The 24,864-nt window shown below is 37.5% G+C and carries 25 protein-coding genes; 7 read left to right on the top strand and 18 right to left on the bottom strand.

Features of this window, described 5'->3' with window-relative positions:
• The first annotated feature begins 43 nt into the window (after nucleotides 1–43).
• A complete protein-coding gene (locus KHY58_RS03145; protein WP_278471961.1) occupies nucleotides 44–1,429 on the top strand; it encodes an S-layer homology domain-containing protein in 1,386 nt (461 codons plus the stop codon).
• 92 nt (nucleotides 1,430–1,521) lie between these two features.
• Here the strand turns inward: KHY58_RS03145 and KHY58_RS03150 are convergent, their stop codons facing one another.
• Together KHY58_RS03150 and KHY58_RS03155 are read right to left on the bottom strand one after the other, a co-directional pair.
• Complete coding sequence (locus tag KHY58_RS03150; RefSeq protein WP_278471963.1) at nucleotides 1,522–2,367, bottom strand: hypothetical protein; 846 nt, start codon at nucleotides 2,365–2,367, stop codon at nucleotides 1,522–1,524.
• Nucleotides 2,368–2,378: 11 nt separating this feature from the next.
• Nucleotides 2,379–4,457, bottom strand: coding sequence for an OPT family oligopeptide transporter (locus KHY58_RS03155; protein ID WP_120054951.1), 2,079 nt, complete (start codon nucleotides 4,455–4,457; stop codon nucleotides 2,379–2,381).
• Between the two features lie 576 nt (nucleotides 4,458–5,033).
• On the opposite strand from KHY58_RS03155, the gene KHY58_RS03160 reads away from it, so the two are divergent.
• The gene (locus KHY58_RS03160; RefSeq protein ID WP_004698284.1) at nucleotides 5,034–6,389 is read left to right on the top strand and encodes a class II fumarate hydratase; all 1,356 of its coding nucleotides are present in this window, start codon (nucleotides 5,034–5,036) and stop codon (nucleotides 6,387–6,389) included.
• 151 nt (nucleotides 6,390–6,540) lie between these two features.
• On the opposite strand, the gene KHY58_RS03165 is transcribed toward KHY58_RS03160, so the two are convergent.
• The 12 genes from KHY58_RS03165 to KHY58_RS03220 form a co-directional block, all read right to left on the bottom strand.
• Nucleotides 6,541–7,020 (bottom strand): hypothetical protein, encoded by a 480-nt coding sequence (locus KHY58_RS03165; RefSeq protein ID WP_229039607.1) that lies wholly within the window; start codon nucleotides 7,018–7,020, stop codon nucleotides 6,541–6,543.
• 172 nt (nucleotides 7,021–7,192) lie between these two features.
• Nucleotides 7,193–7,534: a hypothetical protein gene (locus tag KHY58_RS03170; protein WP_038150492.1), complete on the bottom strand. Its 342-nt coding sequence runs from the start codon at nucleotides 7,532–7,534 to the stop codon at nucleotides 7,193–7,195.
• A gap of 19 nt (nucleotides 7,535–7,553) precedes the next feature.
• The gene (locus KHY58_RS03175) at nucleotides 7,554–8,348 is read right to left on the bottom strand and encodes a hypothetical protein (protein ID WP_004698307.1); all 795 of its coding nucleotides are present in this window, start codon (nucleotides 8,346–8,348) and stop codon (nucleotides 7,554–7,556) included.
• Between the two features lie 6 nt (nucleotides 8,349–8,354).
• Nucleotides 8,355–8,726: a hypothetical protein gene (locus tag KHY58_RS03180; RefSeq protein ID WP_004698225.1), complete on the bottom strand. Its 372-nt coding sequence runs from the start codon at nucleotides 8,724–8,726 to the stop codon at nucleotides 8,355–8,357.
• Between the two features lie 114 nt (nucleotides 8,727–8,840).
• A complete protein-coding gene (locus tag KHY58_RS03185) occupies nucleotides 8,841–9,104 on the bottom strand; it encodes a hypothetical protein (protein ID WP_229039608.1) in 264 nt (87 codons plus the stop codon).
• Nucleotides 9,105–9,297: 193 nt separating this feature from the next.
• Nucleotides 9,298–10,131 carry a hypothetical protein gene (locus KHY58_RS03190; protein ID WP_278471969.1) on the bottom strand — a complete coding sequence of 278 codons (834 nt, stop codon included), beginning with the start codon at nucleotides 10,129–10,131 and terminating at the stop codon, nucleotides 9,298–9,300.
• A 43-nt stretch (nucleotides 10,132–10,174) separates the two neighbouring features.
• Nucleotides 10,175–10,426, bottom strand: a complete 252-nt coding sequence (locus tag KHY58_RS03195; RefSeq protein ID WP_004698184.1) for a hypothetical protein — start codon at nucleotides 10,424–10,426, stop codon at nucleotides 10,175–10,177.
• Between the two features lie 88 nt (nucleotides 10,427–10,514).
• Nucleotides 10,515–10,760, bottom strand: coding sequence for a hypothetical protein (locus KHY58_RS03200; protein WP_038150490.1), 246 nt, complete (start codon nucleotides 10,758–10,760; stop codon nucleotides 10,515–10,517).
• Nucleotides 10,761–10,826: 66 nt separating this feature from the next.
• Nucleotides 10,827–11,825, bottom strand: a complete 999-nt coding sequence (locus KHY58_RS03205; protein WP_229039609.1) for a DUF805 domain-containing protein — start codon at nucleotides 11,823–11,825, stop codon at nucleotides 10,827–10,829.
• A gap of 819 nt (nucleotides 11,826–12,644) precedes the next feature.
• Complete coding sequence (locus KHY58_RS03210; protein WP_004698274.1) at nucleotides 12,645–13,826, bottom strand: metallophosphoesterase; 1,182 nt, start codon at nucleotides 13,824–13,826, stop codon at nucleotides 12,645–12,647.
• A 16-nt stretch (nucleotides 13,827–13,842) separates the two neighbouring features.
• Nucleotides 13,843–14,940 carry an A/G-specific adenine glycosylase gene (mutY, locus tag KHY58_RS03215; RefSeq protein ID WP_004698160.1) on the bottom strand — a complete coding sequence of 366 codons (1,098 nt, stop codon included), beginning with the start codon at nucleotides 14,938–14,940 and terminating at the stop codon, nucleotides 13,843–13,845.
• Nucleotides 14,941–15,066: 126 nt separating this feature from the next.
• Complete coding sequence (locus tag KHY58_RS03220) at nucleotides 15,067–15,588, bottom strand: 8-oxo-dGTP diphosphatase (RefSeq protein ID WP_004698142.1); 522 nt, start codon at nucleotides 15,586–15,588, stop codon at nucleotides 15,067–15,069.
• 117 nt (nucleotides 15,589–15,705) lie between these two features.
• Between KHY58_RS03220 and KHY58_RS03225 the strand changes: the two genes are divergently transcribed.
• The 3 genes from KHY58_RS03225 (at nucleotide 15,706) to KHY58_RS03235 (ending at nucleotide 17,628) form a co-directional block, all read left to right on the top strand.
• Nucleotides 15,706–16,479 carry a DUF4931 domain-containing protein gene (locus KHY58_RS03225; protein WP_004698244.1) on the top strand — a complete coding sequence of 258 codons (774 nt, stop codon included), beginning with the start codon at nucleotides 15,706–15,708 and terminating at the stop codon, nucleotides 16,477–16,479.
• Nucleotides 16,480–16,554: 75 nt separating this feature from the next.
• Nucleotides 16,555–17,388: a metallophosphoesterase gene (locus KHY58_RS03230; protein ID WP_004698105.1), complete on the top strand. Its 834-nt coding sequence runs from the start codon at nucleotides 16,555–16,557 to the stop codon at nucleotides 17,386–17,388.
• A 9-nt stretch (nucleotides 17,389–17,397) separates the two neighbouring features.
• Nucleotides 17,398–17,628 (top strand): hypothetical protein, encoded by a 231-nt coding sequence (locus KHY58_RS03235; RefSeq protein WP_004698256.1) that lies wholly within the window; start codon nucleotides 17,398–17,400, stop codon nucleotides 17,626–17,628.
• Nucleotides 17,629–17,871: 243 nt separating this feature from the next.
• Here KHY58_RS03235 and KHY58_RS03240 read toward each other — a convergent pair whose 3' ends face one another.
• The 3 genes from KHY58_RS03240 to crcB all read right to left on the bottom strand — a co-directional run bounded on the left by KHY58_RS03240 (nucleotide 17,872) and on the right by crcB (nucleotide 22,236).
• A complete protein-coding gene (locus tag KHY58_RS03240; protein WP_004698239.1) occupies nucleotides 17,872–20,370 on the bottom strand; it encodes an S-layer homology domain-containing protein in 2,499 nt (832 codons plus the stop codon).
• A gap of 420 nt (nucleotides 20,371–20,790) precedes the next feature.
• On the bottom strand, nucleotides 20,791–21,771 hold the full coding sequence (locus KHY58_RS03245) for a molybdopterin-binding protein (RefSeq protein WP_004698147.1): 981 nt from the start codon (nucleotides 21,769–21,771) through the stop codon (nucleotides 20,791–20,793).
• An 84-nt stretch (nucleotides 21,772–21,855) separates the two neighbouring features.
• On the bottom strand, nucleotides 21,856–22,236 hold the full coding sequence (gene crcB / locus KHY58_RS03250; protein ID WP_004698140.1) for a fluoride efflux transporter CrcB: 381 nt from the start codon (nucleotides 22,234–22,236) through the stop codon (nucleotides 21,856–21,858).
• A gap of 189 nt (nucleotides 22,237–22,425) precedes the next feature.
• On the opposite strand from crcB, the gene KHY58_RS03255 reads away from it, so the two are divergent.
• On the top strand, nucleotides 22,426–22,809 hold the full coding sequence (locus KHY58_RS03255) for a helix-turn-helix domain-containing protein (RefSeq protein WP_038150489.1): 384 nt from the start codon (nucleotides 22,426–22,428) through the stop codon (nucleotides 22,807–22,809).
• A gap of 177 nt (nucleotides 22,810–22,986) precedes the next feature.
• Here the strand turns inward: KHY58_RS03255 and KHY58_RS03260 are convergent, their stop codons facing one another.
• Nucleotides 22,987–23,694, bottom strand: coding sequence for a GntR family transcriptional regulator (locus KHY58_RS03260; protein WP_004694848.1), 708 nt, complete (start codon nucleotides 23,692–23,694; stop codon nucleotides 22,987–22,989).
• 208 nt (nucleotides 23,695–23,902) lie between these two features.
• On the opposite strand from KHY58_RS03260, the gene KHY58_RS03265 reads away from it, so the two are divergent.
• Nucleotides 23,903–24,844: a diacylglycerol/lipid kinase family protein gene (locus KHY58_RS03265; RefSeq protein WP_008602199.1), complete on the top strand. Its 942-nt coding sequence runs from the start codon at nucleotides 23,903–23,905 to the stop codon at nucleotides 24,842–24,844.
• Nucleotides 24,845–24,864 lie beyond the last annotated feature (20 nt).

Below are 24,864 nucleotides of genomic sequence, written 5' to 3' on the forward strand. Positions count from 1 at the left end.
GGCTATCAAGCGCTAGCCTTTACCATGATTAGGAAGGATTTTTATGTACAAGAATACCCCTCACGCATTACGTGCCCTCGTACTCGGCACATTATTGACTACAACAGGCCTTGGTTTTGCTTCTGCAAACACAACCACTACAACTCATGCTCCTGCAACTACTGTTGAAGCCACTAAAATGGAAACTACTAGAGCAAATGTAGCTAAAACAGAAGTAGCTAAAATGGATGTTACTAAAACGGAAACAACCAAAATCGAAACAGCTAAAATTAAATCTACTAATACTGCATCACCTGCAATTATAAACACCTCTATTGGTACACCTCAAGATATTCAAAAAATCCGCGCCCACATCTTTACAGATGTGCCTAGTGATTTTTGGGCGGCTAACTCGATTAGCACTGTAACAAAAGCAAACCTAATGAAGGGGTATTCCGATGGTACATTCCGACCTAACCAACCTATGACACGTGAAGAAGTAGCAGCGCTCTTCAACAATATCACGGATGATGGTACGGCCGCCTTTTTATCAAGTAAATTTAAAGATATTACATCTGACCGTTGGTCTGCTCTTGCTATTGAATCTGTAGCGCGCAAGAATATCATCAGCGGATATGGCGATGACACATATAAACCAGAAAAATATATGTCTCGCCAAGAGTTTGCTGTAGTAGCAGATAACTATATCCATTATTTAGGATATACCACTGAAGACCCAACAGTTCTTGATAATATATCCTATGGAGACCAAAAATTCGTGGCTCCTTGGGCACAAGATGCCGTTCGCGAGCTTGCCTATCTTGGGTTCACAAACTACGCTCCAGGTACATTGTTTAACCCTGAAAAATATGTAACTCGTGCAGAAGCAGCGGAAATTGCGTACCGCATGACACAAACAGAACAAGCACTTGCCTTCCACAATACATTGTTCAAGCAACAAGTAGAAAACAAAACAGCTAATATCATCGACAAAGCATTAGGCTATGGCAATGATTTCACCAAATTCCGTCAAGACGGGGCCCTCTTCTGGGAGGCAGGCCAATTACATGCATCTTTAACAGATCAAAAGAAAACTGACCTCGTCTCCAACGCAATTACAGAGGCACATGATCCACAGCTAGATAGAACTGTAGTCGTATCAAAAGGTAAATTAAATCAGGCTCAACTAGAAGAGTATCAATCCGATGCCATTGCCCTTTACCAACAAAAAGAACCTCAAGGAAAGATTCTTTCCATCTCCCCAAATACTGATACGAGTGCCCTTCTCATTACCGTTGATTCTATTCAAAAATCGACGTTGAAAGCATTTAAAAAGAAATTCCATGATAATGTATTCTTACAATTACCACCAGAACCGCTTACAAAGTCAGACGGAAATATTCAATTCCCATTACCACCGCGCGTAAACTATTATAACGACAAACAATAACATAGAAAAAAAGAACCGCCCCCTTAGGAGCGGTTCTTTTCACAATTAAACAGCTGTTACTATACACACATAATCGAATTTACACAGTTCGATTATTTTTTTGTTACATCATTTTCGCGGTCACGCAAGATACCAACTGGTACATATACCGTACCTGCGCTATGGATTGAATCTACGTCTTGTTGCAAGATCATTACAACGGAATAATCATCTGTTGTGTAGAATTCAGTAGGCATTTTATCGATATTTACATCGCCACCTAATTTATCTTTCACATCTTGATTATTATTAATCGCATTCACCAATTCTTTTTTATTAAGACCACCAAGATCGTACAAGGACAATTGTCGACCTGTTGTGGTGTTAAATGTGAAGCCTTTTACATAGTTTACACCATTGGCATCATGATCACGCATTGTATATGTGTGAATCAATACGCTGAAAATGCCGTTTTTATCTGTTTTAACATCATAGTACATAACTACATTTGTTTTATCAGATTCTTTAGCATTTAACTTTTCTACATCATTTTGTATTTTAGAAACATACTTTTTGATGGTCGTATTGATTGCTTTTTCTACCGTAGGGCTAACAGATTTAACCTCTGGGAATACTAAATCCAAATGATCTGTAGTAGATTCCACAGGTGATACAGCAACCTCTTTGCGATCCATATAACGATCCGCATTTGGAGCTACCACTTCCACTGCATTACGATCTACTTTAGACGCTTTAGAGCGCAACGCACGGTTCTGCTCAGGTGTAGCAGTGCTAGAAATACGATATGTTAAATCATTACGATTTACACGTTTCGCATTTGTTTGATTTGCTTGTACATTTACAGTATCTTGCGTTACAGGTATTACTTCGCTTGCTGCGAAGGAGACTACTGGCAATGCAGCAGCCATAATGATGAGTACAGACTGTTTTAATTTCATTGTTTAACCTCTTATTGTTCTTGCTCAGCTTTCATAGCAAGAGCTTCTTCTTTATTGAACTTGTGTGTAACAACACGGCGAACAAGATAGAGACCAGCGAATATGAATGCAAGCAATCCTAACCATTGTGCTGTGCTTTCAAATTCAGGACCTACTAATTCAAGTGGGGATTCCCCACCACCAGTTGTAACAGACAATACAATAATAACAGCTATGATTACACCAATCAAGCTTTCACCAACGATCAGACCAGAAGCAAAGAGAACACCGCGGCGATTGGATTGCTCTACATCGTAGTCAGCAAGCTCACCGGCACGCATTTTAGCACGAGCTACAAGATAACGACCTACGAAGTAGCTGATGAAAGAACCAATAATAAGCGGTACTTCTAAAGTAGGTGGTAAATAAATACCCATACCAACAGCCAACGGAGGCAATGTTAAGGTAGCAGTTGTGCTCTTAAGAATCAAGTTGACGATAATCGCCACAACACCAACGCCAACGCCGATTAAGATATAATCCCAATCCATGCTAGAGTTGAAGATACCTTGCGCAATGGTAGTCATCAAAGTCGCTTGAGGAGCAGATAATGCAGCGTTTGGATCCATTTCAGCACGTGGTAACGCACCTGTGAAACCATATGCTTGGTAAAGCAAGTTAAGAACTGGAGCAATTGCAATGGCACCAGCTACAGAACCAAGTAACAAGGCAATTTGTTGACGCCAAGGTGTAGCACCAACGAGTTGGCCAGTTTTCAAATCTTGTAAATTATCATTAGAAATAGATGCAATCGCAATAACTACGGATGTCATAAAGATAGCCATAGCGGTAGCGAACTGAACACCTTCTTGTGTAGCAAATAAATTATTTTCCGCTGCGATAAAGTATACAACCAAGGAAGAAATAATAGTCGCTAAAATACCGATACCAGAAATTGGAGAAGCAGATGTACCGATAAGGCCTGCCATATAGCCACATGCTGCAGCTACGAAGAAGCCAATCAATAAAGCTACTACGATACCTACTACAACGAGTGTCCACATTAAACCTGCACTAATAGGTACGACAGATACGAAATCCCAGAATGTAAATACTAATCCAATAAGAATAAGTATGAATACACCTAAAACGGATTTTGTACTCATATCTGTATCCATACGATGCAATTCACGTTCTGTGGAACTGCTATTCATAGATTTTACAGAAATCTTCATGCCTTCGATGATAGGTTTAATTAAGGTAATCAAAGTCCAAATCGCAGCAATACCAATAGCACCAGCACCGATGAAACGAACTTTAGATTTCCAAACAGCCATTGCAAACTTGGCAGTAGCACCGCCATCTGGAGCAAACATGTTAGTGAAGTAAGGCACGAAGCCAGCCCATGCGATGAGTACACCGACGAGGATAGCGATACCAGAAGCGATACCGATAAGGTAACCAGCACCTAACAACGCTGTAGAGAAGCCCAAAGGAATTTGAGTAATACCTTTGCTACCTACAGGAATCCAGAAGCTCATGCTATCGCCAAGTACTTTGAAACCATTTGCACAAAGGCTAATAAGACCAGCTACAAAGCCACCGGACACGATGTCTGTCATACCGGAGCTAGATTGAGGGCCTTGTTCACCATTGTGAGAGCCAACCTTCAAAATTTCTGCTGCTGCACGACCTTCAGGATATGGTAGATCGCTATTCACTACCATGGCACGACGCAATGGAATGGTGAATAATACACCTAGAGAGCCACCACAGGCACAGAGCAAGAATGTTTGCCAGAATGGAAAGCCATTCCAATACCCAAGCATGAGTAAACCTGGCAAAATAAAGATAATGGCGGACAATGTACCAGCCGCAGAAGCCTGCGTTTGTACCATGTTATTTTCAAGAACATTAGAATCCTTGAAGAACCGTAAAATTGCCATTGAAATAATAGCTGCCGGAATGGATGACGAGAACGTCAAACCTACCTTCAAACCGAGATATACGTTAGACGCTGTAAAAATAACAGTAATCAATGCACCAAGTAGCATCCCACGTAACGTCAGTTCCGGCAGATGAAGGTCATGGCTCGTAAAGTCATGTTTCATAAGTACTTACCTCCTCTGTGAAATCATAAACTTAAAACAATATACTAAGCTACTTCCATTTTATCGTGTTAAAGCGATGATTTCAATATATATGCGACATTTATAATGTATACATATGAAAATTATAAATTTAAGTTTTCCCACAAATATCTTGAAAGGTCTATTCTGTATCCAAAATACTTTATTAAGCGTGGTAGCCCTCCAAAAGCCTCCAAAGCCACCCACCCTGCTTCGCAGGGCCGCTAAGTCGTTTTTGGAGGACCCCCACGCTAATATATACCTAATCGTTTACCCTAAGAATAGACCTTTCATTATTCACCAAATGAAATATTTAATTTATAATTTTTCTACATATAACGCATTATCAATCTTACATATAGATTGAAATCATAAAGTATGGAGAGAAGGAAAGCACAATATACTTCCCCTTTCTTATATGCGCATTATGCATATACACCTATCAATTATATGAAAATAGAAATCATTCTCTTTTATTCTGTACAAATATACAGGATTTTATATAATTAAAGTACCGACAGTAGGGTCGGCATGTCTTTTAAGGAGGTTGTAAACATTATGGAAACAAGAATTGAATATGATTCAATGGGACCAGTCGAAGTCGACGCTAGACGAATTTACGGACCTCAAACGCAACGCTCGTTCAATAATTTTAAAATCGGTGACCACCGCATCCCTATTGAACAAATCAAGGCGCTTGCGCTTGTAAAAAAAGCATGTGCTTTAACCAATGCAAAGTGTGGCGCAGTAACTGAGGAAAAAGCGAAACTCATCGCTCAAGTAGTAGATGAAATCGTGGATGGCAAATGGGATGAAGAATTCCCGTTAACCGTATTCCAAACAGGCTCTGGCACACAAACTAACATGAATGTGAACGAAGTCATCGCTCACCGAGCTAAACAGTTAGATGAATCCAATCCACTTCATCCTAACGACGATGTAAACCGCGGCCAAAGTACAAACGATACATTCCCTACGGCAATGCATATCTGTGCATACTTTGAAATTACAAAACGCGTAATTCCTGCATTGGACGGCCTTATCGGATCCTTTGAAAAATTGCAAAAAAAAGGAAAAGGATTGCAAAAAGTTGGTCGTACCCACCTACAAGATGCTACTTTTATCATGGTAGACCAAGAAATTAGCGCCTTTGTGGACGGCCTAAAAACTGCCAAAACTATGCTCCTTCAAAATGCTGACCACCTACTCGACGTAGCACTCGGTGGTACTGCGGTCGGTACAGGTGTGAACACACCTAAAGGCTATCTAGACGTTATGGAAACTGTATTGCCAGAGGTAACAGGTGCTCCATTCCGTGTTAAGAATAACAAATTCCAAGGACTTGCTCTCAAAGATGCATTTATGATGGCTCACGGTGCACTTAACACATTAGCGACTACCCTATTTAAAATCGCCAACGACGTCCGTTTCTTAGGCTCTGGTCCTCGCTGTGGCTACGGCGAATGGCATCTTCCTGAAAACGAACCGGGCTCCTCCATCATGCCAGGCAAGGTAAATCCTACTCAATGTGAAGCTTTGACCATGGTATGCGCCCAAGTATTCGGCCACAATACAACTATGACGCTCTGTGCAGGCAGCGGTGCGTTCCAATTGAACGTGTATATGCCTATCATGATCTATGACTTTGTTGAAAGCTGTCGCCTCCTCGCAGATGCTATGAACTCTTTCACAACACATTGTATCGACGGCGTAGAATTTGTACCTGAAAAACTCAACTTCTTCGTAGAACAATCTCTCATGATTGCTACATCCTTAACACCATATATTGGCTACGACAAGAGCGCTAAGGTGGTAAAAGAAGCGTACAAACGCGGTTGCTCTATTAAAGAAATCATCTTGGAAGAAAAACTCATGACCGAAGACGAATTTGCCGAAGCAGTTCGCATGAAATAAAATCTCTCACCTCTATGACATATCTGTAACATCCTCTCATACCTCAAATGAACGGAAAATAAAAGGACGCTATAGTCTTGAAACCTTCAGTACTACTTATTACTGAAGATTAGACTATAGCGTTCTTTTGAGTTTTATAAGACTAAAAAAATTAGATTGTAATTTTTTGACCTAATAAAGCTTCTAACCCTTTGAAAACTTTAATAATATTAATATATCCTTCTTGAATAGCGTTTGCGTTATATGGAGATCTATAATCATTTGCTTTTGTATTTATTACCATATTTCTAAAAATTTCTTGGTCGTGTATAGAGAAATCATTAAATGATGTATAAATAACTAATGTGCTACCATAGGCTTTTTTCATATCAGCTATTGTATCATCAGCATAACTTAACTTTTCACCGTATCCTTTTTGATTATAAAAACTATCATTGGGTAGTTTCTCTATATAACCTATAAACGGAACATTTAATATTTTTGTGAACCCTCCAGCCCCATAAACATATATAAAAGGAAAATGTGTTTCATAAGAAAAGACATAACCTTCTATTCCTACTCTTTTCCAATTATCCCGTAATGCCATATTAAATTGATACGGCCATTCATATCGCCCTAAAGCCCAATTCATTGTGCCATCTAAATCAAAATTATAGAACCAACAAAAAGGAAATAAAATTAGAATAGTAATAAGAATATTTTTTAATATCCGCATGTCTAATACCAAATCCAGATTTCTCACGAATTCTAGATTACCACTTGCAAAAACTCACGCTAAACGAATCCAAGCAAAAGTATAATATTTAATAATAGGTTAAAACATATAAATATATGTATAAGGCTACTAGAAAAAGCCAAGAGTATAAGGCGCCTTTAAATAATTTTTGATGCTTTTGTGTTTCAACCGCATCATAATTTTCACTACGAGGTATATAATACATTCCGATTAAAGAAATCCCCATAACAACTGAAGACAAAAAGAATAATACAAATATCGAAACGACTTCATGGAGCAAACCTACCCCAAGCCATATAGACATACCTAACATTGCCACAATTCTGGCTAATGAAAGCTTACCTTCATGAGTAATTAATTTGTATACAAAAAATATTATTCCTATTATTATAATTAAGTCCTGAAGCATTACTTCTCTATATCCTTTTTTAAATTAGATTTGATTCTATCCTTATAATAATCCCCAAATGACGCTCCAGCAACACCAACAGCAAAAACCCTACAGGGCCCGCACTACCTCCTACAACTCCACCCCCTAATCCAGTAGCTACTGGAATCAAATTAGCTCCCCAAGCCTTTACTAGTTCACGCCCACTGTACATTTGGTAATCATTTTGCATATCGTTAAGTAAGAAACCTATTGAAACAGGCCCTCCAACTTTCGCTACAGTTCGAGTAATTTTTGATGCGTTCTCTGCATAATACACATATCCAACCCATGGTTGATTTGCTACTTCAGATAATACATTTTGAGCAACAGACTTGCCTAAGGCATCCTTAGTCCAAACAAATATAGACTTAGATTCAGATACAGGCATTACACTCACTTTATCAGATGTATCAACAAAAATGAATCTTTCATTATTGGATCCATTACTGTATTTGGCTCTAGCCAAAGTAGCCATTTCATCTAGTATGATTGTAGTACCTAATGATACATCTTTATTCATAAGAGTGACATGATAATTTATGCCTAGCTTATTGACTATCCTTGCTCCTAATCCTTTAACCCCTAGAAACATATCATCATCATAAAAATAACCTTCAGCTTTAATAGTATAAGTTCCATCTACATTTTTACTAAGAAAAGGATTCTCAGCTTCTTGAATATAACTTATAGTTACGCCATTTTCAAGTATTCTTATTAACTCTTCAACACTACCATTATTATCAAGGTTTCTAATAATTGCAATTCTTAAAGACTCTATCTGATGCTCACTCAATTGATTTCATTTAGTCCCATATTGTGCTTCAGCTGCACCTGTTACAGGAGAATAACCTAAAGTACCATTTACAGCAGCACCTAGTAATGCACTTAATGTTTGAGCTACATCAGGTTTTTCTTTTGCAATTTTTTGAATTTCTCCAATTAATGCTTCATTGGTAGCACCAGCATAAAAACCACTACCTGGTTTATTCCCTGCCATACGGGAAGATACTTCAGCGACTATGCCATGGGCTATCGCTTTTGCAACTTTACCTTCTTTAGAGGTTGGATTCAAATTATGTAATTGGCCAAAGGCTTCTTTTGCAAATAATTTAGATAATTCTTGACGTTCTTCAATTTTCTTGTTATCAAAGATTTCATCAAGCTTATTCAAGCTATCATTTGTATCTCGTTACAGTGTTTGAATATTAACGCTAGCGTCTCCCTTGTGGATTTATACACCTGATATTATATTGGTATTATACTTAGCTCAATAATAAGGATATAGCTAATAATAAATCAAAATATATAGAAAAATATATAAAGCTATCATAAATATCCAGGAGTATAAAGCCCCTCTATATAGCTTTTGATGCTTTTGAGTTTTATCCTCATCATAATTCTCACTACTTGGCACAAAATACATTCCTATCAAAGAAATCCCGATACATATTAGCCACCAAAATAGTAAAACAAATGGAGATATCAGTTTACTCAGCAATACTAATCCACAACCGACAATAATAGAAAACGTTGCAATAACTCTAGCCATACTAAGCTTACCTTCATGCGTAATAAGTTTGTATATGAGAAATATAATCCCCAATATTATAATCAGATCTTGATACATTACTTATCTACATCCTTCTTTAATCAGATTTAATTTTATCTGTAGCACACTCTCACTTGCCGCAACAGATGTAAAAGAACCGACATTTCTAGAAACGACTTTCTAAATATAAATCTTATAACAACACTACATGATTAGGCATCTTATCAAACGGCATTACATATTCTGAAAGACTTGTTAATTCGTCCAAATCATTACGACTTATTACATATAGATGAAGTCCATCATCTTTTTCAACTATATCAGCTCTCCCACCATACCATGGTCTTTTATATGATAATATCTTGCTTTTTATATCTCCATTGAGATTAAAAATCTGTAATTGATTCTCTGCAACAGCTAATCCATATTTATCAGTCACAGATATGTCATAATACGGAACAGAAATAGGGTTTTGAATCTGAATCTTTTTTAGATTATCTAATATCGTAATATTATTTGTATCCAAGCATACTAATTTTCCATTATGAAGAAAGGACTCTTTTATTTCACTTTCATAAACAAAATATGCAAATTTTTCATCATAGTCTGCTATTTCATCTATAATACGAACAGAATAATCAATCAATGACAAAGATACTACCCCTTTATTGGTACGCATTAAAATTATGTCATCACTAAATTTATATAATTGATAAAAATAGAATTCCTTAATATTATTAGGAATAGGTATTATCTTAACAAAATGTGCATCGATATCTACAAAGCATAAAGACGACTCTAACTTAAATACAATTCTATTTCTCACCACATCTGTGTAAATTGCTTCAATAAGTAATAATTGTTCGCCTATATAAATTCTATTAACTTCTCTCCACTCCAGGTCCAAAACAATTAAACCATTAAGTTTATCATTTATAATCATATAATTTGCACATCGCAAAGCAAAAATTATAACATTTTCTAAACTTGGACTTTTTATCTGCTTAATAGAGTCTAATTCTATCATCTACATTCCTTCTATAGTTTCATTAGATTATAATTCAGACCCTTTACATTAAAAGCAATCCACACTCGCTCTGCTCTATAATATCTTTTAAACTCCTCCCATTTATTAATGGATTTTCTAATAATGGTAAAAAATCATTACATTCTACTAAAAGATCCTCATCTTTCCAGAGTTGCCATAACGTCCTATAAGTAACAACCCCATATGTGGAATCATTATAATATATTTCTAACTCTCTGTTACATTTCAAGCCTTCAAAAACTTCATCATATAAAGAAGCACCCGAATCACTCATTGATGTTTACTCCTTCCTAATTTTTCTAGTCAAACATACTTAGCCTTAAGATGCTGCCAATTACCTTATAAACACTGATATTAAAGGTTTAAAAAATGTACAAAGATTTTTCATCATATAACTCATTAGCAAAAATATCACTAATTGTGTGATCTTCTAAGCAAGGTATCATTAAAAAAGTGTCTAAATCTGGCTCTTTAATGACACATTCATCATTAATCCAAAACTCCCAAATAACACTATTTGGAGTTATAAAACACTCTAATCCTTTATATCTAAACTCAACCTCTTCGTTCATGTCTAGATAACATCTTATCTCTTCTAGTTTATTCATTTTCTCTCACTAATTCAGCTTTTTCATACCCCCTGCTACTAGATTCTCATAGCAGGAGAATATCAGTTATAAAGGATAATAAAAGATTGAGTTACTTTCCTGATCATATAATGCAGATGTTTTATTATATAGTAAATACAGCACATATATATTAACTAAAGGTACAAATAAGCAAATAAGCCAAAAAATACTACTATTGGTATCCATCAAGCGTCTACATATCATAGTAATTACAGTATATGTAAGATAAATGTATAAAGTATATCTTAGAATGGATGGCTCAATAGTATAAGTTACAACAAAATTATACATAATAAAAGCTAAAAACACATTAAACATATGCCACTGACGAACAGTACTGCGTCCATAAAACCATAAACTATCTATTAAAATACTTTTATAGATATCAATCCAAAAAGGGTAGGACTCCTGTCGACTATAATATAACTTTAAGGTCTTAATTTGCCCATCGGTTAAATCATTTCTATTGCCCCACCACACATCAATAACTTTATTATCAAAAATAATCCCATTAGTTTCAATAGTATTATGAGCAGACCATAATTTATCGATTCCAAATGCCCAAAATAGTATCAACCCCATCAGAAAAGGAAAGAACATCTCAGGTGTATCTACGCTCCATAGTACCTCATTCCCCAATATATAATCAGTAGTGCCTCTAAAGCTAAAATTAGAACTAGAAATAGTAATACTTTTACCCAAAAGTAAAACCATTACTAAAGAAATCATTATAATGACATTAAGCCAATTAAAAGAAGCCTTTTTATAATAATTCAACCGCATGTAATTTGTAATAAAAACAAAAAGAATATAAAGAGTATGCCCTACATAAAATAACATATTATAGTATTCTTGATTATATATTCTATCAAAAGGAAGAGAAAGCATGAAAATATTTGCTTCTATGCCCAAGAAAACTAAAATATTTATTGAAAGATAAGTTTGCACATTCATCGTAAGTGTTTTAAGATTTCTTACATATTGAATTAACGCTACTACTTCAATTTTAAACTTACTAAATTCATCAACTAAAAACTGTTTCATACTTTTAATTATCATATAGATACCAATAATGGTGAAAGTTTTTAGCAGTATTTTATATAATCCAATATAAAACAATCACCGAAAAAAGATAGATTCCAGAACTAATGGTAAATGAATGCACACAAATGCTACCCTCTTTTACGTCTTAAATAGTTATAAATATAGTTCCATACCACATAAAACAAAAGTATTATAACATATGCGATAACAAAGAAATAAAAATCTACTTCATCTTCAATCAACTCTGGATTTGTGACAAGACTATATGGAATACATATAAATAAAAAAAGTACTAAGCCTCGCACAAAATAATTATAAAGTTTTAAAAACATATGCTTACTCCCAACATAAAACCTATATATTCATAACACAACCAAAATTTTTAATTCTAATATATCACACTTATTATATAAGTTCATATAATAAAAAGAGGTATTATATTTTCAAATACAATACCTCTTTTTGTTTGTACCCTATATTTTTCTAATATTTCACAAGGTTTATAGTCATTAATACAATCAAGAATATGATGAGAATAGCCTGTTTTGTATTTAACAGTTCATAGGTCTCGTTAAATGTATCATTCTTAAACGCCTGTATTAGCAGTATTTCTTGTTTACTAAGTTCCAGGTATAAATCTAAATGGCATCCAATTGCCACTAGTATTGCTATTTTGAGATATCTCTTATATATATCCGCTGTCATATCGTAGATTAGAGAGATATCAAATAGCATAAGCACAATAATACATATAAGGATTTTATAAATAAAGGATTTACTATACATTAATGTATACCTATAGTGAGTTTGTCTTTCAAACTAAGCTACTCCATCAAAGAATGTAATAACCGTAATTTCTCGTGGACAGTTGATACGAATTGGGAACCAGTGTCCTGTGCCGTTATTAACGTAGCATACGCTTTGTTCTTCTACATAGCGACCTTTTGTATATGGTGTGCCTGTTGGTACTAACGGCATACCCATAAATACGATTTGACCTCCGTGGGTATGTCCAGATAGAGTCAACGGAATCTTTCGTTCAATAGATTCTTCGAAGAATTCAGGGTGATGAGCCAATAGGATAACAAAGGCATAGTCTGGAATTCCAGATAAAGCCTTATCAATCATAGCTTCACGCTTTTCTTTTTCCCGATCGTTATCGTACGCAACGCCCGCAATATATACAGGTTGTTTGCCCCCCATGATTTGAATATTACTATTCACAAGAATATTCATAGGTGTATTTCGTTTAAGTGAATCCAGCACCTTATTTACATCGTGATGATACTCGTGATTTCCCAAGATAAAGTCAACCCCATCTGGGATTTGTTTTGCAAAGGTTGTCAGTCTTTCACAGACTTGCGGCAACCATGCAAGCTTATCAATGAGGTCACCAGTGATGACAACGCGATTAGGCTTTTGTAAAAGCGCTAGTTTTAGGATTTCATCAAAGTCATCTAAGTCGATACTCGGTCCTATATGAATATCACTAAGTTGAACAATTTTATAGTTTTTCAAACCAGGTGGTAGGTTCGTGTAGCCAAAGCTTTCATGAGTTACCACTAGCTCTTGTTGACCCGCAAAGGCAGCATAGCTAGAGCCACCAATAGTAGCCAACGGCACTATAGTTGCAGCAGTTCTAAAGAAGGCGCGACGGCCTGTTCTATTTTCCTCTGGTGTTTTGCTCCAAATCTTATTGATTGTCCAATATAATAGACTAAGTATGATAAATACAGGAATCGCTAGGAATACACCAAAGAGGAATCCGTAGCTTTCAGTACGGAACATATTCATCAAAGGATAGTACATCGTACCATATAAATCCACTTGATTGAGTATATAGTATCGGATAGCCGCGAACCACGCACCGATAATGATTATATAGCCCACCCAGGCTGGCCATTTCTTTTTAGGCTTCCACAAGTTGAGGAATAGAGCCCAAAATCCTACCAGACCTATTGCGAGGATGGCAGAAAAAATGATATTAAATAGAATTCTCATTCATTGCTCCTACAAATTACTTTGCGATTTCCGTCAGTTTACCATGAGGTCCCGCCCAAGCATAGTCGGAGAACTCATCACGCTTGATGAGCATCCAGTCCTTTGGCAATTGCTGTTGGATATCTGCAATCGATATATTATTAGCATCCCCTGTGTACGTTAAATCACCGCGGAATGCTTTCATAAACCATTTTCGGTGAGAGAAAACATGTGTTATTTCTTTCACAAGTACTGGTTGCAAAGATAGATCAAATCCAAGGGCCTGAACTAATTCTTCAAGGCCTCGTTCTCCGTCCTCAAAGGCAGATACCATTTCCACAGATGGGAATTCCCACATGGATCGTAAGAGTCCACGGTTCGGCCGTTTATGCAATAAATAATAGCCTTTATACTGCAAGATCCCCACGAATAAAGGCACCTCTACTACCTTTGTTTTCTTGATGCGCACAGGCAGTTTATCTGTATCCTTATGTTGGTATGCTTCGCACATATTTACAATAGGACATTCGCCACAACGGGGTGTCTTTGGAATACATACGGCAGAGCCAAAGTCCATCAAGGCTTGGTTAAAGTCGCCAGGTCGAACGTGAGGTAAAGTCTCCTCTACGATAGCCGTAATAGCCTTTTTACCTTTAGTGCTCAAAATATCATCAAAGATGCGATACAACCGAGCATAAATGCGCAGTACATTGCCATCTACAGCCACCTCTGGTTCGTTGTACGCCATGGATAGCACAGCCCCTGCCGTATAAGAACCTACGCCCTTCAAGGATTCCATGGTCTTACGGTCATGAGGCACGATACCGCCGTAATTTTCAACGACGTCCATTACGCCAAGACGCAAGTTACGAGCACGACTATAATAACCAAGCCCTTGCCATGCGTGAACCACCTCATCTTCGGAGGCCTTTGCCAAATCCTCCAAGGTTGGAAATAGACGCATCCAGTTATCATAATAGGGTTTCATTGCCTCAATGCGGGTCTGCTGACTCATCACCTCGGATACCCAAATCTTATAAGGGTCCCCACAACCGCGCCACGGCAACTCCCGTTTATGTACATCATACCACGCCAATAGCTGTGGCACCCACTTTGGGTTCTTTTTATCAGTCATATTACCTCAATATATTATAAATTTAGGAGTCTAGTACCACTTTCACGGCTACATACTCCCTATTTTATACTCCAATACCCACCAGATAACGATTTTAACGTTAAATTGTAACAAATCGTACATTCATCATCCATTAATATACAGATCGATGCGCGCCAAGTGTTCGCTTTCAAGAACAGTATCAACAGTGGTCAAATCCATCTTATCCACCATATTATTATCTCGTCCAAACACAATAGGTCCTTTTAATTTCTTACCTTCTAACAACATCGGCAACCATCTGCGGTCACCATCCCACATATGTTCATAAGGAATTTGATTTGGTTCTAGCCAATGAGGCTCCATTTCGTCTGTTTCCTCTACATCGCCTGTGAAAGCACGCAAGAAATACACATAACTCACGTGCGTTAAGCTTTCATCAAAAGGAAATTGAAAATCAAAAGCCGCGACACATTCTAAGTCTTCAAGATTTCCCTGAAGGCCAGATTCCTCATAGAGTTCGCGAATGGCACACTCTCGGAAGCTTTCACCATCATCAAGTTTACCACCGAAACCATTATATTTATCGGCCCCAAAACCACGCTTCTTACGCCCTAACAATATACGATTTTGTTCATCAATGGGAAATACGAGCGTCGTTGGTTTCATAGGGCCTCCTTAGTCACAAAAATAACACACTATTATTATACCATTATTTCATGTACGAATGCGCTAGTTGTGGTATGATTAAGAGTATAGAGTTTCTTACAAGGAAGGAGGCACATGATGAACAAACCACTTAGATTTAATATCGAATTAGGACGAACAAAGCCCGTCAATATTCGCAATGAACAAGTGCGTTGTCCCTTCTGTGATCGTTCCAAATTAACGGATATTCTCGATACATCAGGTCATATTATATGGCTCATGAACAAGTATCCTGTATTAGAAAAAACTTGGCCTACCGTCATTATCGAAACGGAAACTGACGAAGGCGAATTTTCTACCTTACCTACAGACGAAGCCGCCCACATTCTCCAATTTGGTCTCGATAAATGGCGCGAAACTCGTCAACGTAAAGAGTTTAAATCCGTACTCTTCTTCAAAAATTATGGCTATATGTCCGGTGGCTCTATTCGCCATCCTCACAGCCAAATCATAGGGCTTGAGAATTACGATTACCATAAAGATATTACGGCCCAAAATATGGAGGGTTGGCTCTTGCACGAGGATCAAGATGTACGCATCACCTTGTCTACCCATCCAATTATCGGGTTCTTTGAGTACAACATTCGCTTCAAACCAGATGCACCGGTTCGTACTGTAGCCCTTCGACTACAGCAAATTTTGCGCTATGTATTGCATAGTGTAGCAAACTTTAGCCAGTCCTATAATTACTTCGTATATAATCTTGAGGACGGCTATGATTACATCAAGGTAGTGGCGCGTTATGTAACGACGCCCCTCTATGTAGGCTACAAAATTCCTCAAACTTGTGATGAGGGACGAGCTGCTAAAATCAAGCACGATATTACGCCTTATTTTCAAGCTACTAAATAGCTCTAACCATATACCGTATATAATTTGATATATTATTTTATATGGTTTTAACCATACATAATTGAAAGGATTTTTATGAAAGTATTTGCCATCGGCGACCTCCATCTATCTGGCAATCCTCCGACAAAGCCGATGGATATTTTTGGCCCGCACTGGAATGATCACTGGTCCCGCATCAAAGAGCATTGGAATGCCAATGTAAGCGATGAAGACATCGTCTTTCTCGTAGGTGACATGAGCTGGGCGCTCCGTCTCAATGAAGCTGCCTGCGATTTACAAGAAATTGCATCTTTACCTGGTAAAAAATATATGATTCGTGGCAACCATGATTATTGGTGGGCATCAGCAAACAAGATGCATAATCTCATGAGTGACGCTATTACCTTTATACAAGGTCACGGCACCGCAGAAGTTATCCAAACCGAAGAAGGGCCGCGCCTTATTGCATTCGGTGGAACGCGCGCCTACCTCTGTCCTGGAGACTCCCACTTCTCCCCAGAAACGGACCAATCCATTTACGATAGAGAACTGATGCGTACCGAAGCAGCACTACAGGAAATGGATAAGGCAATACATAAAGTACTTGAGGAACTCAGGACGGAAACAAAGGTCTGTATAACAGAATCATCCGGTTCTAAAAAGTCCTATTCACCAACACCTGATTCAATTAGAGATATAGAGAATATTCCTGTAACAAAGTTATTGTTGCTACATTACCCTCCATTTAACGAGTCCAACGCACCTTCGGGCTTTACGGATCTCATGGAGCAATATAACGTAGATATCTGCATTTTTGGCCACTTACACGATCAAATTTCTTTTAACCGGATTCCAAAAGAATTTGGTACGACAAAACTAGAGTTGGTATCTGCAGACTATCTAGATTTTAAGCTAAAGCAAATTATCTAAGGAGAGACCATGAGTCGTATTCATAAAGAACATTTACAAGCTGGCTATATCTTTGGTGACAATGTTAACCAAGAATATATTTACTTGCCTTCTGGTGAGGTAGGCACGGAGCATCCGTTAGCAGTCCTAGAAACACCAACGAAGCGCGAAGATATTACATTGGACGAAGCAGTCCATATGATTGATACCCTAACACTAAAACGTTGTAGCCACCCTACACTAGGTAAAAAATCATTTTAATAACGCCATCAATAATGTAATTAATTGAACAAAATAATAAAATAGCGGATAGTTGACTATAATCTGCACTCCAGAAAAGGATCATAATTTCTGATTTCTGAAAGTGCAGATTGTTATTAACTCAACTATCCGCTAGATGAAAAGAGGCTGTTTATCACGACTTCTTTTGTTTTTTCTTTAGTTTATAAAAGAACTATTTTGTTGTCTTCCTTTTAGTTTAAAAGGTTATTTCAAGACAAGTAATTACTTCGCATTACGCTCGATATGACTACCGTAAACATCTCTGTAATCATTAGTTTGCTTATTGTCTTTATTGTTTACACGAAGTCGTTCTACCTTATGACGGTCATTGTCTTTACCCGAGATTCGATCTACACGAGTGCGATCCAAGTCACGAAGACGAGCCAATTCAGGATTAAATTCGTTAATTGCACGTCCCATTTTGCCATCAATTGGAGCCCCCAATTGTAAAGCACGGTAAATAATCGCAGCATATTCATAACGAGTCATTGCGCGATCGCCTTTAAATTCGCCATCAGGATAGCCTTCAACAAGACCTTTATCAGCCAAGTCTTTTACATATTCATAAGCCCAGTGATTAGCTGGTACATCAGGGAAGTTCACATCTTTCATTTCATACTGAGGTGCCATTCCCATGGATGCTTTCATTTGTTGAATTTCTACATTTTGTGCTTTTACAATGGCCTTTAAGTCTTGAACCTCTTTAGCCAAAGCTACTCTAGATGTAGATACACCATTTTTTTGACCTAATTTCAATGAAACGCCAGCATTGACCATGTTTTCACCGTTACCCATGGATCCAGCTACGCTGAACATAGTGTCTTCATTTGGTCTGTAGAAAGCACCTAATGCCATCGCATTTTCACCGGCATAGTTACCGTAACCAGCCGCAAAATTCCACTTATCATCTGGATCAAAATCCAACGGATGAATGGCCGCTAATGCAGCTGCACCGGCACCAACTTTTCCTATTTTACTATTTAATAGGTTCACACCATTACTAATACCGCTAGTAGCTTGATACAATTGGCTACCGTTAACGGCATCTTTAGATGTAGCGGATACTTCACCATCGGCTACATTAGTGATTTTATTGCCACCATTATTTAGACCTTTATTGTCCAAAGAAACATTACCAAATTTAACTTTATCTACAGATACTTTGTAATCAGTACCACCAGCAGCATTTGTGCTTGTAGTTACAGTTACATTATTACCTGCAGAAATGCTAGTATGTTTTTTAGCTTCTTTTAATGCTTCTGTGGCTAAAGTCTTATTATATTCAATACGACGTTCATGACTTTCGATACGCTCACTATGATTTTCAATTCGAGCATCATGATTATCAACACGATTATCTAAATAATCTAAACGCTTATCTTGATTGTCAATACGTTTTTCTTGATTATTCATACGTTCAGTTTGATTTTTTAATTGAATGTCATGATTTTGAATTTGATCTTCATGACGAAGTAAATCAGCATCTTGACGAAGATTTTCTTTAGTTAAACGAGTAATTTGATTATCATGATTTACAATTAATTTATTATGTTTTTCTAATTCTTGACTATGTCCATTTAAAATATCTTCATGTTTTTGTAAGACATCTGTATGATCTTTTAATTTTCGTTCATTGTCGGCAATTTTTTCTTTATTTTTATCGATTTCATTAATATTATTTTGAATTAATGTATTGTGATTATTAAGAATTCCGCCCACTGTATTTGCTACTGCATATAATTGACTACCATTTATAGCATCCGTGCTATCGGAAGACACTTTCCCAGATGCTACATTAATCACCTGACGTTCTTTACCAGATGCACCAACACTCGTAACGCCGTTACGAGCTGACCCTACCCCAGCAAAGCCGGAATAGTTAATACCATTTATATTAGCTTGTGTTTCTGTTGTGGCAGCTCTATCGGTAGATGCATTGCCTAAGAGAACACTATTTCCTTGTGTTGACGTCACATTACTGCCCAGTACATATGTATTTGCTTGCGCTACGTTATTTCTAACCCCAAAAGCGCCAGAATCAATGCCAGAGACAGAATTACTGCTACCAATTCCAACTCCACCACGTGCAGTAATCGTATTACCTGAACCTAGTGCAACAGCATTTGCAGCACCAGCATTAGCATTATTACCTACAGCAGTTGCACTCTCTTCAGCTTTTGCATTATATCCAACAGCTACTGAACGATTTCCCTTTGCTCTAGCATCATTACCATATGCTGAAGAGAAATTACCAGATGCCTCAGCATTAAAGCCAGTAGCGGTACTTGAAATACCACTAGCCTTTGTGCTATTGCCAACCGCTGTAGAAGCTTCAGCAGATGCTTTAGCGGATGAACCAAAGGCATTTGAATTACGCCCTGAAGAAACTGATCCATGACCTATTGCAGTAGCATTTTCACCTTCTGCCCGTGCACTCCGACCAATAGCATTAGTATTATTAGCAGTTGCCTGTGCACTTCGTCCGATAGCTAGTGAAGTCTCACCAGATGCGGTAGAAGACTGTCCTACAGCAGTTGAATATGAACCGGATACCGTATTTCTGAAACCTACTGCTGAACTATGGTCACTGGTAACCGTATTTTCATCACCAAAGTGACGTGAATACTCTGTCGGATTTCCTTGTGCTTCTACATGTAATACAGTTCCCGTACCTAACGCAAGTAGTATTGCCAATGATAATGCAACTTGTTTGCTTTTCATCGTTTACTATTCCTCCCTACATCTAAAATTATAAATACAACGGATAATATATTATCATTTATAATATATATTCAACAAAACTCAGCATAAAATATGTCCATTATTAAATAATGTATTATCATTATCCTTAACTATTATTGTACTTTAAATATTAAATGAAGTAAACGAAATTTTTAATAAAATCGATAAAAATATCAATTTTATCGATAAATAAAAATTCTACCAAATTCATCATACTATAAATTAATAGCATAATAACAATATAAGGAGATAAGATTTATCTTATCTCCTTATATTGGCTATATTAACTATATTCATTATACTAGCTATACTAATTATTCTAGTTATATTATTTGCTTTAGCTATATTACTTAAAATAGCTATATTGGTTATTCTAGCTAATCTTATTATACTAGCCTATTAGCCCAAGAATCCTCCATGACCCATAGCTATACAATCTTCTTTGGTGATTTCATCATCTGCGATGAGGCGTGGCACAATTTCATCAAAAGCAGTCGGTTTGCTGAACAATACACCACCTGGTACACCAAGAATTGGTGTGCCATCTGCACAGTAAGCAATGCAAACCATGGACCCTGGTAACACAGGTAATCCATAAGTAACTACGCGATCTGCATAGCGTTTAATCGCTCCTGGAGTGAGATCATCTGGGTCAACGCTCATACCGCCAGTGCAGAAAATGATATCTGCGCCTGCTGCTTTCACCTTGTCGATAGCCGCCACGATATCGTCTGTATTATCCGTTACAATTTCGTGAGCTACCTTTGTAACACCAAATTCAGCACAACGTTCTTCAATGATTGGTGTGAAAGCATCTTTAATACGACCTTCAAATACTTCAGAACCAGTCGTAACAATCCCCATTGTTTTGCGCACGAACGGCTTTACATGTAACAAAGGCTTACCATCAGCAATTTTTTTTGCATCTTCTACTTGTTGTTCTTCTAACAATAATGGAATACAACGCATACCTGCTAGTTTATCACCAGCTTTCACAGGTGTGTTATTAAATCTCGTTACAATAGTCAGTTCGCCAATGCTGTTGATAGCGTGTAAACGTTCCACATCGACCTTGAAAAGACCATCTACATCTGCAATGGCTTCAATTTTACCTTGCGCCATAGGGCCATCGTGCATGTTTTCGCCGCCTGCCATATGGTACAAAGCACGAGCTACATCCTCTTCGTGCAAGAAACCTTCATCTTCCGGTTCCATCACAAAGATATGTTCCTTACCAAGGTCTAACAATTTTGGAATATCCTCTTCTGTGATAACATGACCACGGCGGAAGGGCGTGTCTTTCACCTCACCTATGACGATTCTTACGAGATCGTGTAATAATATTTGCCCTACGGCATCTTGTGTTCTAATAGATTTCATAATATCTCCCAAGTCATTAATAACAAAATACGTTACTGTATAACATCAAAATGTATTTAATACTATTATTCAATATTAATATGTTTAAATAGTACAGAGTAGACGCACTAATAGCATACCAACCCAACAGAGGATTAAGCCCCCTACGACTTGTACTGCACCGTACCATAATGCTTGTACATAGGATTCAGCCATCATAAGCTGTAGCATTTCAAAGGCAAAGGTTGAGAAGGTGGTAAATGCACCTAGCCCACCTACAACGAGGAAGAATCTCGCCCATTGAGGTAGATCTGGCTTTTGCATATAAAGGCCTAAGACTAGACCGATAATGAGGCAACCAACGAGGTTTACTACTACCGTACCATACGGAAACGAGCTGACCTTTGTCATAACCCATTCACCGAGAGCCATACGGCATAAGGCCCCAGTGGCGCCACCGAGGGCAACGGCTATATATTTTTCCATATTGCCTCCTCTACTTAAGATAACATACTAGATGGTATGCTCACATTACTATAGCATACATGTAATACTACTTTCACAATTCGTGTAATTATCTGTAATAACCGATAATTATCTAGTTTTCTATATTAGTCAGATGCTAACAATCTCAGTATACTATATTTAGAGAGTAGGGAAAAGGAAGGAGTCCCTATGAACCCCTCGTCTACACCACTCACCGAACTGCGGATCAACACGTACGAAGACCCATTTTTACAACATCAATATGTGTGTTTAGGTCATAAAATCGCCATTATTCGCGTATCCCTAAATATGTCTCAGCAAGAGTTAGCTCGTCACATTGGTATCAGTCGCAGTTATTTAAGTAAATTAGAATGTGGTACAGGCATCTCCGGCATGTCTTTGGAAATTCTTTTTAAAATCGCTCAAGCCTTTCAAATCAACGTAGGTCAGCTCGTAAGACTGCGTGTTGTAGACTATAAAAACTGTAATGCTCACCTAACATCACACTATAAACGACTAGAGTTTCTAAACCACACCAAAAGGACGTCTCAAAACAAAACAAGAACAAACTAATCCGATAGGCTAAAATAGCGGTTAATTAAATACAACAAATGATACCTAATTTATATCAAGATACGCTAAATACTCTAAATGAAAGTTGAATTAACTATTCAAAATAACAATCAAAAAAGCTCCGTCAATAGCGGAGCTTTTCATATGTCATTATGCCTATTACAGCATCAGCAGGCATTATACTTCATTAAGTTTTTTATGTTGTACTTCTGCATTTGCTTTTTTGAAGATAAATGCATTGTTAATATGCTGACGCATAGCTGTTTCTGCAGCAACTTCGTCGTGACGTTCAATAGCGTCTACGATTTGATCATGTTCGTCATCACAGTCATGTGTACGTACAGCATTGAAAGAACTGATGTACATGTCGCGATTAACGCGTTCACGGAAACCTGCTAGATAATCTACAATGCGTTCATTGCCAGAGTAATGAGCAATCATTGTATGGAATCGGCTATTCACATCAACACGTTCTGTGGCATCTTCAATTTCATGCATTTCTTTACAAAGGGTTCTTAGCTCTTGTACTTGCTCAGGTGTAGCATGACGAGCACATAATCTAGCACCAAGTCCTTCCATTACTTCACGAACTTGGTAAAGTGCTACGATTTCTTCTGGCGTGTCAGCTTTTACAGTAACGCCTTTCCAAGGAACGATAACTACGAGATTATCTTTAGCCAATTTGCGGAATGCCTCACGTACAGGTGTAGCACTCACTTGTAATTGTTCTGCAATCTTTACTTCGTTAAGCTTCTCTTGAGGCATCAATTCGCCTGTTAAGATAGCTGTTTTTAATGTTAAATATACTTGTTCACTGAGAGGTAATCTTTCGATAGAATCCACTGCGGACAATTTGTATTTATCTTTTGAACTTTGTCTTCCCATTACTAGCCCCTAAACCTTACTAACCATTCATGCTTTCAGACTTTCAAAGAACGGTTAAAATGAGTATAATATAGTATACAACATATCTTAGACAGTATGTTGTGCGAAATTAAGTGCATACATTACAATTATAGAACTCATCATTAAGACTGTCAATTTAACTATAGATAATAGCTATATCTCATTTTTGAAAGTAAGGAAGTATACTATGAGCCGTTGTTTGATTATCATCAACCCTGTCTCAGGAGGCGGTGCAGCGCGCCGTTACGCCCTCGATTTACAATGGAAATTGAGTACCTTGTTCGAAACGATTGAGGTCAAATTCACCAGAGGCGAAGGCGATGCTACACGTTTCGCTAAGAACGCTTGTGAACGTGGGTTTGATGCCGTATTTTGCATGGGTGGTGACGGCACTGTTAACGAAACCGTTAATGGTATTGCCCAAGGTGGATTCTCCTGTACCTTTGGATTTATCCCCGTTGGTACAGTAAATGATATGTCTCGTGCGCTCGGCATTCACCAAAATCCAACACAAGCTATCAGGCGTATCGATATCAATGAAACTCGAACCATTGATATCGGCCGTTGTAATGATCGGTATTTCTGCAATAACATTGCAGCTGGCGTTATTCCTAAAGTTGTAGATGAGGTTACACCAAAGGAAAAAAGCATACTCGGCCCTCTTGCGTATTTCTTGCGAGCAGGCCAAGCGTTGTTCACTACAAAGGACTACACGTACCGCATCAAAACAGAGAACGACGATTTCATCTGCAAATCCCCTCTCGTTTTAGCCCTACTTACCAATGTAGTGTCTAGCTTTGAACGTTTTATGCCAGAAGCCTCTGTAGATGATGGTTATATGCGTATTATCATCTTCAAGGAATATTTTATCCTCGATATTCTCAGCGTATTACCACTCATTATCAGTGGTGCCATCTATAATTCTCGTTATACAACGACATTAACGGTGAAAAAAGCTCATATCGAACTTCTATCTGACGTCGATGATTTATCGACTAATATGGATGGTGATGCAGGTCCGGATATGCCTGTGGATATTGAAGTATTGCCACGCGTACTCAAAGTATTTGCACCTGCAAAGCACAAAAAGAAAAAAGCCTTAAATCTGCCTAAACTACCACATATATAATAAGTAATTGGTAACACAAA

The organism is Veillonella parvula, assembly GCF_018366295.1.
Classification (GTDB): Bacteria; Bacillota; Negativicutes; order Veillonellales; family Veillonellaceae; genus Veillonella; species Veillonella parvula_P.